Origin of the sequence: Actinomadura coerulea (assembly GCF_014208105.1) — a bacterium.
Lineage (GTDB): Bacteria > Actinomycetota > Actinomycetes > Streptosporangiales > Streptosporangiaceae > Spirillospora > Spirillospora coerulea.
In genome coordinates this window covers 6,067,406-6,080,303 of the sequence record NZ_JACHMQ010000001.1, presented here as the reverse complement: position 1 = coordinate 6,080,303, position 12,898 = coordinate 6,067,406, and the positions used below count along the sequence as shown (strand labels likewise).

General features: G+C 72.0%; 11 protein-coding genes. 10 read left to right on the top strand and 1 reads right to left on the bottom strand.

Translation table 11 applies throughout. The features are described 5' to 3' along the window. Positions 1-48 precede the first annotated feature (48 nt). Positions 49-510, bottom strand: coding sequence for a rhodanese-like domain-containing protein (locus BKA00_RS28050; RefSeq protein WP_185029893.1), 462 nt, complete (start codon positions 508-510; stop codon positions 49-51). 108 nt (positions 511-618) lie between these two features. Between BKA00_RS28050 and BKA00_RS28045 the strand changes: the two genes are divergently transcribed. From BKA00_RS28045 to BKA00_RS28000, 10 genes are all read left to right on the top strand, one after another. Continuing rightward, on the top strand, positions 619-1,602 hold the full coding sequence (locus BKA00_RS28045) for a helix-turn-helix domain-containing protein (protein WP_185029891.1): 984 nt from the start codon (positions 619-621) through the stop codon (positions 1,600-1,602). A 524-nt stretch (positions 1,603-2,126) separates the two neighbouring features. Further along, a complete protein-coding gene (locus tag BKA00_RS28040; protein WP_185029889.1) occupies positions 2,127-3,518 on the top strand; it encodes an iron-containing redox enzyme family protein in 1,392 nt (463 codons plus the stop codon). Between the two features lie 120 nt (positions 3,519-3,638). Continuing rightward, positions 3,639-4,001: a Rieske 2Fe-2S domain-containing protein gene (locus tag BKA00_RS28035; protein WP_185029886.1), complete on the top strand. Its 363-nt coding sequence runs from the start codon at positions 3,639-3,641 to the stop codon at positions 3,999-4,001. Continuing rightward, the gene (locus BKA00_RS28030) at positions 3,998-5,077 is read left to right on the top strand and encodes a 50S ribosomal protein L11 methyltransferase (protein ID WP_185029874.1); all 1,080 of its coding nucleotides are present in this window, start codon (positions 3,998-4,000) and stop codon (positions 5,075-5,077) included. The genes BKA00_RS28035 and BKA00_RS28030 overlap by 4 nt, the downstream gene beginning before the upstream one ends. Further along, positions 5,074-6,573 carry an iron-containing redox enzyme family protein gene (locus tag BKA00_RS40640; protein ID WP_185029872.1) on the top strand — a complete coding sequence of 500 codons (1,500 nt, stop codon included), beginning with the start codon at positions 5,074-5,076 and terminating at the stop codon, positions 6,571-6,573. The genes BKA00_RS28030 and BKA00_RS40640 overlap by 4 nt, the downstream gene beginning before the upstream one ends. Further along, entirely contained in the window at positions 6,570-7,688 is a 1,119-nt protein-coding gene (locus tag BKA00_RS28020; protein WP_185029869.1) for an amidinotransferase, read from the top strand. Before BKA00_RS40640 ends, BKA00_RS28020 begins: the two co-directional genes overlap by 4 nt. 21 nt (positions 7,689-7,709) lie before the next feature. Beyond that, entirely contained in the window at positions 7,710-8,978 is a 1,269-nt protein-coding gene (locus BKA00_RS28015) for an ATP-grasp domain-containing protein (protein ID WP_185029867.1), read from the top strand. Continuing rightward, entirely contained in the window at positions 8,975-10,231 is a 1,257-nt protein-coding gene (locus BKA00_RS28010) for an MFS transporter (protein WP_185029863.1), read from the top strand. Before BKA00_RS28015 ends, BKA00_RS28010 begins: the two co-directional genes overlap by 4 nt. An 89-nt stretch (positions 10,232-10,320) precedes the next feature. Then, positions 10,321-11,586 (top strand): ATP-grasp domain-containing protein, encoded by a 1,266-nt coding sequence (locus BKA00_RS28005; protein ID WP_185029861.1) that lies wholly within the window; start codon positions 10,321-10,323, stop codon positions 11,584-11,586. Further along, positions 11,586-12,869 carry a hypothetical protein gene (locus tag BKA00_RS28000; protein ID WP_185029859.1) on the top strand — a complete coding sequence of 428 codons (1,284 nt, stop codon included), beginning with the start codon at positions 11,586-11,588 and terminating at the stop codon, positions 12,867-12,869. Before BKA00_RS28005 ends, BKA00_RS28000 begins: the two co-directional genes overlap by 1 nt. Positions 12,870-12,898 lie beyond the last annotated feature (29 nt).

The following is a 12,898-nucleotide window of genomic DNA, read 5'->3' as shown; positions in this document are numbered from 1 at the left end:
GGGACGACCTTATGCCCCGTCTCCGAAGGAACATGCGCCACCTCACGCTCAACAAGCACAGGAAACACCGTTGACGGGGGCGGTGAGCGGGTCCGGGGAACGCCGCGTGACGGCGCCGCCACCGGCCTCCACGGGGTAGCCCTCCCTGGCCCAGTACTCGAACCCGCCGAGCATCTCCTTGACGGGACGGCCGAGCTTCGCGAACTCCAGCGCCGCCTTCTGGGCGCCGTTGCAGCCCGGCCCCCAGCAGTAGACGACCACGGCGGCGCCCTCCGGGACGAGCGCTGCGGCGCGTTCGGCGATCTCGGCGGTGGGCAGGTGGACGGCGCCCCGGACGTGGCCCTGCGCCCAGCTCTCGGCGCTGCGGGTGTCGACGACCACGATGCCGGGCGTCTCTTCGGCGAGTCGGGCGGCCACGTCGGACACGTCCGTCTCGAAGGACAGGCGGGCGGCGAAGTGCCGGAGCGCCTCCTCGGCGGTGGCGGCGGGCACCCGGTCGGCTGCGTTCATGTGCGGGCTCCTGGGAACGTGAGAAGTCTCTCGCGGGCATCTCGATCCTGGGTGACCCGAGGCATGTCCGGAAGTGGCGTGAATGCCGCGTATCGCTAAGATCTCGCCATGCACGTCGCCGCCCCGTCCCGCCCGCACACGGTGTCGGTGCTGGTCTTCGACGGCATGGCGCCGTTCGAGCTCGGCACGGTCGTCGAGGTTTTCGGGCTGCCCCGGCCCGAACTGGACGTCCCCTGGTACGACCTGCGCGTCTGCTCGCTGGAGCGCGGCCCGATGCGGGCGGTGGGCGGTTTCACGATGACGGCCGAGCACGGGCTGGACGCGTTCGCTTCGGCGGACACCGTGCTGGTCGTCGCCGTCCCCGACGTCCGCCGGGACCCGCCGCCCGAGGCCGTCGCCGCGCTCCGGGAGGCGCACGCGCGGGGCGCTCGCGTGGCGTCCATCTGCTCGGGCGCGTTCGCCCTGGCCGCCGCCGGGCTCCTGGACGGGCGGGAGGCCACCACGCACTGGCGGTACGCCGACCTGCTGCGCCGGCGCTACCCGGACGTCCGGGTGACGCCCGACGTCCTCTACGTGGACGGCGACGACGTGCTCACCGGGGCGGGCAGCGCGGCGGGCCTCGACATGTGCCTGCACCTGGTCCGCAAGGACCACGGCGCCCGGGTCGCCAACGCGGTGGCGCGGCGGCTGGTCGTCCCGCCGCACCGGGACGGCGGGCAGGCGCAGTTCGTGGAGGCGGCGGTGGTCCCGCCGGGGGAGGACGACCCGGTCGCGCGGGCCATGGCGTGGGCGCTCGACAACCTCGCCGAGCCGATCACGGTGGCCCGCATGGCGCGGGAGGCCTGCCTCGCGCCCCGCACGTTCCTGCGGCGCTTCCAGCGGCGGACCGGGACCAGCCCGCTGCGCTGGGTGGTGGGCCAGCGGGTCCTGGCCGCGCTGCCGCTGCTGGAGCAGGGCGGCGCGCCGATCGAGGAGGTCGGCGCCGCGGTCGGCTTCGAGAGCCCGGCGACGTTCCGCCACCACTTCACCCGGAGGATGCACACCTCCCCGTCCGCTTACCGCCGCACCTTCCGCACCCCCACCACCCCCTGACACACCGCCGCGCATCGGGACGGGCGCGGCGGACGCCGGACGGGCGTCCGATTACGGTCACTGGCCGGTTTTTCCTCCACGTTTCCTGACCCGCGGAAGTCACCGATGTCAGGGGCGAGTCGGACCTCGCCGGCGACCGGCCCGCCGTCGCGGTGACCGCGAGGTGCGGCGAGGTCAGCACGCCTGTCAGGGCCCGCGGAGCGGGCGGGGATCCCGATCGGCCCGAACGCCCGCAAGATCTTTTAGGGCCCGACCGAAATGTCCGGCGCACGGCCGGGAGATCCGGACGCCGGCACAAAGTTCCAGCTCAATCGTTGATCACCGGCCGGGCCCTTTGTTAATCTGCCCGGCAGCCGGGCGGAAGTGGCCTCTTACTGCTTGTGATAGATCACTTCCACTCCGCAACATTTGTTCATCCCATCAACAAATGCAAGCCGTTCTCAGTGACCAAGGCCGACACAATCGGCCGCGCACGCCTTCAGCTACACCCGACCCTTGAGTAGTCAGGTGAACGGTACAAGTAAATGACAGTCCAACCGCAGGCAGCCCCTGCCGCCACACGCGCCGGCGGCACCCTCGGAAAGCGGGTCCTGGCGTTCGCCGGCCACCCCCTGTTCCGCGGCGACGCCCAGGTCGTCCACGGCCGCAACCCCTACCGCCGCATGCTCGTACCCGGCTCGCTGGCCGAGTCCGACTTCGACAGCCCCCCGGGGCCCGGCGAATGGGCGGCCCACCGCTCCCTCGCCGCGCACCGGCTGCTCGGCACCTTCTACGAGGCCGAGACAGTGCTGCTCCCCGAGCAGGGGCTCGACGGCCTCTACGAGGACTTCGACCTCTTCTACGGCCGTGACCTCAAGGAACTCCGGGAAGGCTCCGTCTCGGAACTGGAACGTTTCGCGTTCGGCTGCCTGGACGAGGCGGTGGACGTCAGCGGCGCCGCCACGCCCGAGGTCCTGGAGGCCTACTTCCAGCACGTCGTGGAGGAGGCCGCCGCCGGGCCGTCGCCCGCGCTCACCGCCATCGCCAACGCCCGCGACCGCAAGAGCGCCGCCGACCTGTACCTGGTGCAACTCGCCCTGGACGGGCTCACCGAGGCATCCGCGATGTCGCGCAACCTCGCCGGCGCCTACGGCCCCGAGCAGTCCGCCCTGTTCAAGATCTTCATCGACGAGTTCGGCTACGGGGTCTACGACGCCAAGCACACCACGATCTTCGCCAAAATGCTGCGCAGCCGCGCGATGGCGACCCATGTGCACGCGTACTGGAACTTCTACCTGGCCGGCCCGCTGGCGACGAACAACTACTATTACTACCTGTCCCGCGACCATGCGAAATTCTTCCGCTACGCGGGTGCGGTCACCTATGCGGAAGCGGTATTCGCCCCCGCCTTCGTAGAAATGATCAAAGTGTTCCGCGGCATATTCGGCGACACCGTCGATCTGCATTACTGCGACGAGCACGCGCACATCGACGAGCACCACGGGCGCATCACCCGCGACCAGGTGCTGCTGGCCCTGGCGGGGCGGCACGGCCCGAGGGTCGTCCCCGAGCTGCTGCGCGGCATCGCCGAGGCGCGGCTGGTCGGCGGCTGGTTCGAGGACGACACCGCCGCGCAGATCCGCTGGGCGGACGACCTCCCCCGGCACCGGGAGCTCGCCGGCTCGGCGCGGACCGGGTCCGAACCGCCGCTGCGCGTCGCGCTGACGGCCGACGGCCCGTTCGGGACGCGCAGCCATGACGGCGACGTCGTCCTGGAGGTCGAGCGCGGCGAGGCCGACCTCGTCACGACCCCGACCGGACCGCCCGAGCGGCTGACGCGCGGCGAGGCCGTGCTGATCCCCGGCGGCCGCCTCTACGGGGTCCGGCCCGCCACGCCGGAGGCCGCCTGCCTGCTCCACGCCGTCTCCCCCGCCTGAGACTCCCGCCGCCCGCGACGCTCCCACCGAGACTCCCGTCTCTCCCGCCCCGCCTGACCGCGCGATGCCCAGTGCCGCCCCCGCCCGTCACCGGAAGCGCCCGAAAGACAAGAGGAGCCGATGGCCCGCGTCATCGTGATGGATCTGAGTCGGCACAACACCGTGATGATCGGACACGACCGCTATTTCGTCCTGCACGAGGGCGAGCGGTCGGTACTCGTCCGCGACCACTGCCCGCACCGCGGCGGCCCGCTCAGCCTGGCCCGCCGCACCCCGGACGGGCGGCGGCTCAGCTGCCCCTGGCACGGCACGAAGGTCGGCGTCTCCGCCGTGAAGCGCTCCTGCCTGCCGATGGTGCGCAGCGGGGACGAGGCCGTCGTCGTCCTCCCGGAAACCGGTGTCCCCGTCTCGGTCATCCACAAGGAGATCCTCGCCAACCTGCCGCCCGACCCGACCCACGACGAAGGGGCCGAGAGCCGATGAACAGCGCACAGCCGCAGGGCGCGGTCACGGAGATCCGCGACGGAATGGAGCTCGGCGAGTTCCTCAGGTGGGGGCGCGACCTGCACCACCAGGGCCGCTACGAGGACGCCGCCAGGGCCTTCGAACTGATCCTCGGCGTGGACGCCGACAACCAGGAGGCCCTGATCGGCCGGAACCGGGCCGTCCGGTGCTCCGTCCCCCGCTGGCACTGGGAGATGCTGCACGACGAGGAGCGCGCCGAGCTGTACGACCGGGCGATCCGGCAGGCGGTGGCGGCCGCGCCGGACTCGCTGGTCCTCGACATCGGCGCCGGTTCGGGCCTGCTGGCGATGATGGCGGCGCGCGCCGGGGCGCGGGAGGTCGTGGCCTGCGAGGGCCAGGCGTCCGTCGCCGAGACGGCGGCGCGGGTGGTCCGGGTGGCCGGGTACGACGACGCGGTCGGCGTCGTGTCGAAGATGTCGACCCGCATGACCGTGCCCGGGGACCTGCCGAGGCGCGCCGGCCTGCTGGTCACCGAGATCGTCGACTGCGGGCTGCTCGGCGAGGGCATCCTCGGCACGATCGCGCACGCCCGCGAGCACCTCCTCACCCCGGACGCGACGATCATGCCGTCGCGCGGGCGGATCATCGCTCAGCTCGTCGAGAGCGAGCCGCTGCACCGCAAGAACCACGTCGGCAAGCTGTACGGGTTCGACCTCGCGCCCTTCAACCGGCTGTCCACGCTGGAGTACTTCGACTCCCGCCTGCACCGCCACGAGCACCGGACGCTGTCGGAGCCGGTGACGGTGTTCGAGTTCGACTTCTACACGGCGGACGCGCGCCCGCAGCGCACCGAGCTGACGGTCCGGCCGACGGCCGCGGGGAAGATGCACGCGATCGCCTTCTGGTTCGAGATGGAGCTGCTGCCGGGGATCGTGGTCGACAACGCGCCCGGCCACGACTCGCACTGGAAGCAGGCGATCCAGTGCCTGCCCGTCCCGCTGCACGTCCAGCCTGACCTGCCGGTGTCGCTGGTCGCCGCCCACGACGGCGAGTGCGTCCGCTTCGAGGTGGAGTCCGAGGAGGTGGTCGCGTGACGACGGTCACGGAGGCGGTCGCCGCATCGGCGGCGGGCCTGGTGCCGGCGGGTCCGGTGGCGCCGGGCCTGGTGACGACGAGCATGGCGCCGACGGAGGCCGCGGCGAGCGCCCTCGCCGCCTACTGCTCGCAGCGCATCTTCCGGCCGGGTCCCGAGGTGCTCATCGAGGGCAACCCGTTCCGGCGGCCGATCGGCCCGCCGGGCGCCGGCGACCGGGACTTCTCCGTCCCGGCGACGGAGGCGGAGTTCCTCGGCAGCGGCCAGCTCATCGCCGGCCGGGTGCTGTGCAACGCCTACGAGAGCGACATGATCCTGCTGCCGCCCGCGGGGCTGGCCTCGGCGAAGGACGACTTCGAGGTCTTCTACGGCGACGAGGTGCGGGCGCTGCGCGACGCCGTCCGGCCTGGCCTGGAGCGGTACGCGTACTCCTTCCTGGACGACGCCGTCACCGTCCCGCCGGTGCGGACGCTGGAGGAGCTCCAGGCGTACTTCCTCGCCGAGGTCGGCGGGGCGGGGGCGCCCGCCGACGCGTCCGGGAGCAACCCGGCGGTGGACCCGGCCGCCGAGGTGACCGGCACCATGCGGATGATCACCGAGTGCCGGCGGCCGGAGGAGGCCGCGGCGCTGCACCTGATCCAGCTCGCCCTGGACGCGCTGACCGAGGCGTCGGCGATGGCGCGCAACCTCGGCGGCTCCTACGGCGTCGAGCAGTCCGAGCTCTTCAAGATCTTCAACGACGAGTTCGGGTACGGGGTCTACGGCGCCAAGCACAGCACGATCTTCAAGGAGATGCTGGCCAGCGTCGGGCTGCGCACCGACGTGCACGCCTACTGGAACTTCTACCTGACCAGCTCCCTGGTCGGGGTGAACTACTTCAACTGGCTCACCGAGGACCACCGCGGCATGTTCCGCTACATGGCCGCGGTGACCTACCTGGAGTGGCTGTTCGCCCAGGGGTTCGCCGACACCGGCGCCATGCTCCGCGCCGTCTACGGCGACCGCGTGGACGCCAAGTACTGCGACGAGCACGCGCACATCGACGTCCACCACGGGCGGATGACCTACGAGAACCTGCTGCTCGGCCTGGCCCGCACGCACGGCGAGCTGGTCATCCCCGAGCTGGTGCGCGGCATCGAGGACACCAAGCTCCTGCTCCGCCTCGGCGACGCCGACTTCCGGGCGCAGATCGACTGGGCGGACGCCCTCGACCGGCACACCGAGGCGGGCGCGGCGCTGGCGACCTCCGCGGCGGACGACGCCGCGACGAGCACGCTCCGTCCGGACAGCCCGTTCAGTACCGGCGTGTACGACTCCGACCGGCTCGTGGAGGTCACGAGCGGCGAGGCGGACGTGTACGCGTGGGCGACCGACCACCCGCACCGGCTCGGCACGGGCGACGTGCTGCTGGTGCCGCGCGGCCGCCTGCACGGCCTGAAGGCCGCCTCGCCCGAGGCCCGGGTGACCGTTCGAACCGTCGAGAGGACGTCGCGATGACCGAGAACGCACCGGCGGCCGGGCAGTCCGCGCCGGTCGGCTCGTACAACGAGTGGGACCCGCTGGAAGAGGTGATCGTCGGCGTCGTCGACGGCGCGGCCGTCCCGCCGTGGCATCCGGCGATCGAGGCGACGGTCCCGCCCGAGGCGTGGGACTTCTACCGCCGCAACGGCGGCGGCGGCTTCCCGGAGGAGCAGGTCGAGGCGGCCCGCGAGGAGCTCGACGGGTTCGTGTCGATCCTGGAGGGCGAGGGCGTGACGGTCCGGCGCCCGGACCCGGTCGACCAGTCCCGCCCGTTCGGGACCGCCGACTGGACGTCCACCGGCGGCTCGTCGCACACCTTCCCCCGCGACATCGCGCTGGTCGCGGGCGACCAGATCGTCGAGGCGACGATGGGCTGGCGGTCGTACTACTTCGCCACCCACCCGTTCCGGACGATCTTCAAGGACTACTTCCGGCGCGGCGCGCGCTGGGTCGCGGCGCCGAAGCCGCAGCTCACCGACGCGTCCTTCAATCCCGGCTACGCCGCGGCCAAGCCGGAGACCATGTCCCCGGCCGACCCGTTCCCGGACGCCACGTCGGTCATCACCGAGTTCGAGCCCATCGTGGACGCGGGCGACTTCATGCGGTTCGGCCGCGACATCCTCGTGCAGCGCAGCCACGTCACCAACCGGTTCGGCATCGAGTGGGTGCGGCGGCTGCTCGGCGGCGAGTTCCGGGTGCACGAGGTCGCGTTCGCCGACGACCACCCGATGCACATGAACGCCACGTTCGTCCCGCTGCGCCCCGGCCGGGTGCTGGTCAACCCCGAGCGGGTGCCGGAACTGCCGGAGATGTTCGCCGGCTGGGACGTGCTGGTCTGCCCCGAGCCCGCCATCCCCGCCGACCAGACCATGTACTTCTGCAGCCGGTGGATCGCGATGAACACCCTCATGCTCGACCAGGAGCGGATCTTCGTCGAGGCGCAGGAGACCGAGCTGCTGCGGCTGCTGGAGAAGGAGGGGTTCACCCCCATCCCCGTCCCGTTCCGCACGGTCAACACCTTCGGCGGCGGCTTCCACTGCGCCACGCTCGACGTCCGCCGCCGGGGCGGGCCCGAGGACTACTTCTCCTGACAACCTGCGATCGAGGTCCGCATGTCCTATGACCCGCCCGCGGGCGGCGAGCGTCCGCTCCTTCTCCTGGTCGCGAGCAGCTACTGGGTCTACCGCAAGTACATCCTCGAGTCGGTGTCGCGGCGGTACCGGCTCTGGCTGCTCAACCCGGCCTCGGCGAGCTGGGAGGAGCCCTACATCGCCGGGCACACCGTCGTCGACTGCCTCGACCTGGAGAAGCTGACGGCCGCGGCGCGCGACGTGGCCCGCGACCACGAGGTCGCCGGGGTGTTCTGCTACGACGAGGTCTACATCGAGACGTCCGCGCACCTCAGCGCGGCGCTCGGCCTCCCCGTCCTCGACCCTGGCGCGGTGGCGCGGTGCCGGGACAAGTCCGCGACGCGCGAGGCGCTGCGGGCCGCCGGGTTCCCGCAGCCCGCGTCCCGTGCCGTCGCGTCGCTGGAGGAGGCGCGCGCGTTCGCCGCCGAGACCGGCTACCCGCTCATCGTCAAGCCGCGCAACCTCGGCGGCAGCCTCGGCCTCAGCAAGGTCGAGAGGCCGGAGGACCTGGACGCGGCGTTCGCGCTCACCGACAAGACGCGGTTGGGCGGCATCCGCCAGTTCGAGGACTACGTGATCGTGGAGGAGTTCCTCGACGGACCGGAGATCTCCGTCGAGTGCGTCCTGTTCCGGGGGGAGTGCACGCCGCTGATCGTGGCGCGCAAGGTCCTCGGCGGCAGCGGCACCCTGGCGTTCGAGGAGATCGGCCACGACGTCGACGCCGACGACCCGCTGCTGTCCGACACCGGGTTCCACGACATGCTCACCCGGGTCCACGCCGCGGTCGGGTTCACCGACGGGTACACGCACATCGAGTTCAAGCTGACCCCGGACGGCGCGAAGCACGTCATCGAGATCAACGTCCGGCTCGGCGGGGGGATGATCCCCTACCTCGGGCTGCTGACGTCCGGTGTCGACGGGCCGCTGGCGGCGGCCGACGTGGTGGCGGGCCGCCCGCCGGCCGTGGCGTTCCCGAAGCCGCGCAGGGCGGCGTCCATCCGGTTCGCCTATCCCCCCCACGACATGGAGATCACGTCGGCGACCGTGGACAAGGAGTCGATGCGCCCACCGGTCGCCGAGGTCGAGCTCGCCGTGCAGCCGGGCTGGCAGGTGCGGCTGCCGCCGAACGGGCTGGCCCGCTGCGGCTACGTGATCGCGGTCGCGGAGACGCTGGAGCGGACCCGCGCCGCCATCCCGGACGCCGGGCGGTACTTCACGTTCGAGGGCACCCCGCTGGAGCAGGCGCCATGACGTCCCCGGAGCACCCGACGATCCTCGCGACGCTGCGCGGGATGAGCGGGACGGTCCGGATCCTCGTCCTCGGAAACCTGATCAGCAATCTGGCGGCGTTCCTCAACGCGTTCCTCGTGCTGTTCCTGACCAGCGAGGGCTTCAGCGCGTGGGAGAGCGGCGTCGTGCTGACCGCGCTCATGATCGGCCGGATCTCCGGGTCGGCGCTCGGCGGCGCCGCCGCGGACCGCGTCGGGTACCGGTGGGTCATCGTCGGCTCGATGGCGGGCACGGCGGTGCTCACCGCGGCGCTCGTGCACGTGCCGAACATGTGGATCGGCGCTCTCGTCGCCGGAGGAGCGGGGCTGACCGCGACGGCGTACCGCCCGGCGGCGATGGCCTGGGTGGTCGAGCTGACGCCGAAGGACCGGCACGTGATGGTCTTCTCGGTGCTGCGGCTGACGTTCAACGTCGGCTCGACGGTCGGCCCGATGGGCGCCGCGCTGCTGCTGACCTACGCGTCCTACAGCGCGCTGTTCTACGTGGACGCGGCGACGTCGCTGGCGTTCGGCGTGGTCGCCTACCTGGCGCTGCGGTCGGACGCCGAGCCGGAGGTCGCCGGCGGCGGGTCCGGCAAGGACCGCACCGGCTACGGGCAGGTGCTGGCCGACCGGCGGTTCATGCTCGTCGTGCTCGGCCTCTTCCTCACCGCCATGACCTACATCCAGTCGTCGGCCGCCCTGCCGCTGTTCGTGACGGGCTCGGGCCATGACGAGCGGGTGTTCGCGATGCTGCTGACCGTCAACGGGGGCATCGTCATCGCCTTCGAGGTGCTGCTGTCCAAGTGGCTCCAGCGGCTGCCGATCGGGGTGCCGATGACGCTCGGCATGGCGATGCTGGGCGCCGGCCACCTCGTCTACACCGGCCCCACGCCCGTGGCGCTGCTCCTCCTCGCGACGGTGGTGTGGACGTTCGGGGAGATCATCGCGGCGCCGTCCATGATGGCCTACCCCGGCCTCGTCGCGCCGCCCGCGCTGCGCGCCCGCTACATCGCGGCGGCGACGATCCCGCAGCAGGTCGGCTACGCCGTCGGCCCCATGATCGGGGTCGCGGCGTGGCACGCGTGGGGCTCGGGCGTCTGGGTGCTGACCGGGGCGTTCGGGCTCGCGGGCGCCGCGGCCGTGGCCGCGGGCGCCGGGCTGGCGCGGCGGCGCCCGGCCGAGGAGGCCGAACCGGCCCTGGAGCCGGCCGCCGCGGCCGAGGCCGGCGAGTGAGGCGGGACGACACGGCACGGACGACGACGGCGCCCACCAGGGCGACCCCCGCGCAACGAGTGGAACGAACGAAACAGAAGGTGACCACCATGGACAAGCCAGTCGTCGCAATCGTGCGGCCCTTCACCTCCGCGGCGATGGTCGCTCCCGCGCTCCGGGAGGCGGGGTTCAGCCCTGTGGCCGTGATGGACTACACGGGACCCGCGCTCGCCCCGCTGCACTCCTCGCACGACCCCGGCAACTACGACGCGGTCATCAACCACCACGGCGACATGGCGGAGACGATCGCCCGGCTCGGCGCGCTGAAGCCGATCGCCGTCATCCCCGGCGTCGAGGCGGCGCTGCGGCTCGCGCAGGAGTGCTCGGACGCCCTCGCGCCGGCGTTCTCCAACGTCCCGGAGCTGGTCGACGCCCGCCGGCACAAGTACCTCATGCACCAGGCCCTGGCCGAGGCGGGGCTGCCCGTCCCCCGGCAGATCTCCACGAACGATCCCGACGAGGTCGCCGCCTGGATCGAGCGGGAGGGCCTCGCCGGCAAGGACCTCGTCGTCAAGCCGCCGACGAGCGCCGGCACCGTCGGGGTCGGCCGCGCTCCCGGCGGGCAGGGGTGGCGCGAGCAGTTCACGGCCATGCTCGGCACCCGCGACAAGCTCGACGTGCTGGCCGAGGAGGTCCTCGTCCAGGAGATGATGACCGGCACCGAGTACGCCATCGACACCGTCAGCCACGACGGCCGGCACTCGATCACCGACATCATCCGGTACCGGCGGGTCCCGTTCGGCGAGGGCATCGCGGTGTACGACTTCGTCGAGTGGCTCCCCTACGACACCGGCACCTACGGCGAGCTCATCGACTACGGGCTCGCCGCGCTGGACGCGGTGGGGCTGCGCAACTGGGCGGCGCACACCGAGATCATGATGACCCCGGACGGACCGCGCCTGCTGGAGGTCAACGCGCGGCTGGCCGGAGCGGGCAACCCCGCGGTCACCGAGATCGCCACCGGGGAGAGCCAGGTCACGAGGATCGTGGACGTGTGCCGCGGCCTCGGCCCGCAGATGCCGCCCGGCTACACCCTGCGCCGCAACGTCATGGCCGTGTTCCTCATGTCGCACTCCACCGGGATCGTGCGCAACGCCGAGATCTACGACCAGGCGCGCGACCTGCCCAGCTACCACTCGCCGGTGCACCTGGTGAGCACCGGCGACCGCGTCGACGCCAGCACGGACCTGTTCGCCAGCATGACGATGGGTTACATCATCCTCGCCCACGAGGACGCCGAGCAGATCTACGCCGACCGCGAGGTCATCCGCAAGATCGAGAAGGACCTGGTCGTGGACGTGGAGGAGACCGCCTGATGGTCACCGCGAAGTACATCGCGGCGGCCGCCGAGGGCCCCCTGCGCGACGTCATGTCGGAGGTCCAGTTCCCGCCCGTGTTCGACCGGGCGTGGGGCGGATACCTGGGGACGCGGCCGCTGCTGTCGTCCGAGGCGCGCACGCGCGAGGCGGCGGACGACCTGTCCGGGCTGTTCCGGCTGATGGCGTCCCTGCCGGACCGGCTGTTCGGCGGCGACCGCCGCGCGTTCTGCGCCGCGATCGGCGCGGACGCGCGCCGCACCGATCTCATGACCCGGTTCGACGCGGAGCCGTTCCTGTGGGGGCGGGCCGATCTCTACGACGACGGCTCGCGGTTCCGGCTGCTGGAGTTCAACATCGGCAGCGAACTCGGCGGCGTCGACATGAGCGAGGTCAACCGCACCCTGCTCGGCCACAAGGGGTTCGCCGCGTTCGCGGACGAGCACGGCCTGTCGAGCGTCGACACTCCGGCGGCCATAGCGCGGCATTTCGTCCAGGCCACGCAGAAGGAGGCACCCGTCGTCGCCACCCTCGAGGCCGTCGACGGGATGGCGGCGTACGAGTCGCTGCACCGCTCCTTCCAGGAGTCGATGAAGCGGTGCGGCATCGAGCTGCTCATCGGCGAAGTGGACCAGGTGCGGGAGAGGAACGGACGGCTGTACCTGCACGACCGTCCGCTCGACCTCGTCCTGCGGTACTTCTCCGCCCACCAGGTGGCGCGGGACCCGCGCAACGACGAGCCCGTCGAGACCGTCATGCGCGCCTACGAGGAGGGCAAGGTCGTCCTGTGGACTCCCCTGACGGCGTCCATGTTCTCCTACAAGAGCTGCCTGCCGCTCGTCTCCGACCCCGCCATGCGCGCGGACCTGTCGCCGGACGAGAACGCCCTGATCGACCGGATCCTGCCGTGGACGCGCACCCTCACCCCTGACCTCGCCGACCGGGTCCGCGCCGAGCGGGAGGAGCTGATCCTCAAGCCGGTCGCGGGCCTGTCGGGACGGGGCGTCCGCGCGGGCTGGGACCAGACCGACCGCGAGTGGGCCGAGACGGTCGCCGGCTGCCTGAAGGAGGACTACATCGTCCAGCGCCGCGTGGTCCCCGTGAGCGAACCGATGCTCAACGCGGAGACCGGCGCGGTCGAGGACTGGGTCGCCGTGTGGGGCCTCTTCGTCTTCCCGGACGGCTACGGCGGCGCGTTCTGCCGGACCGTCCCGTCCGGCGGGGCGTCCGTCGTCAACCTCGGCACCAAGGGCGCGAGGATGACCTCCGCGTTCCACTACTGATCCCTGGGGGGCGCCGCTGGTCCGGCTTT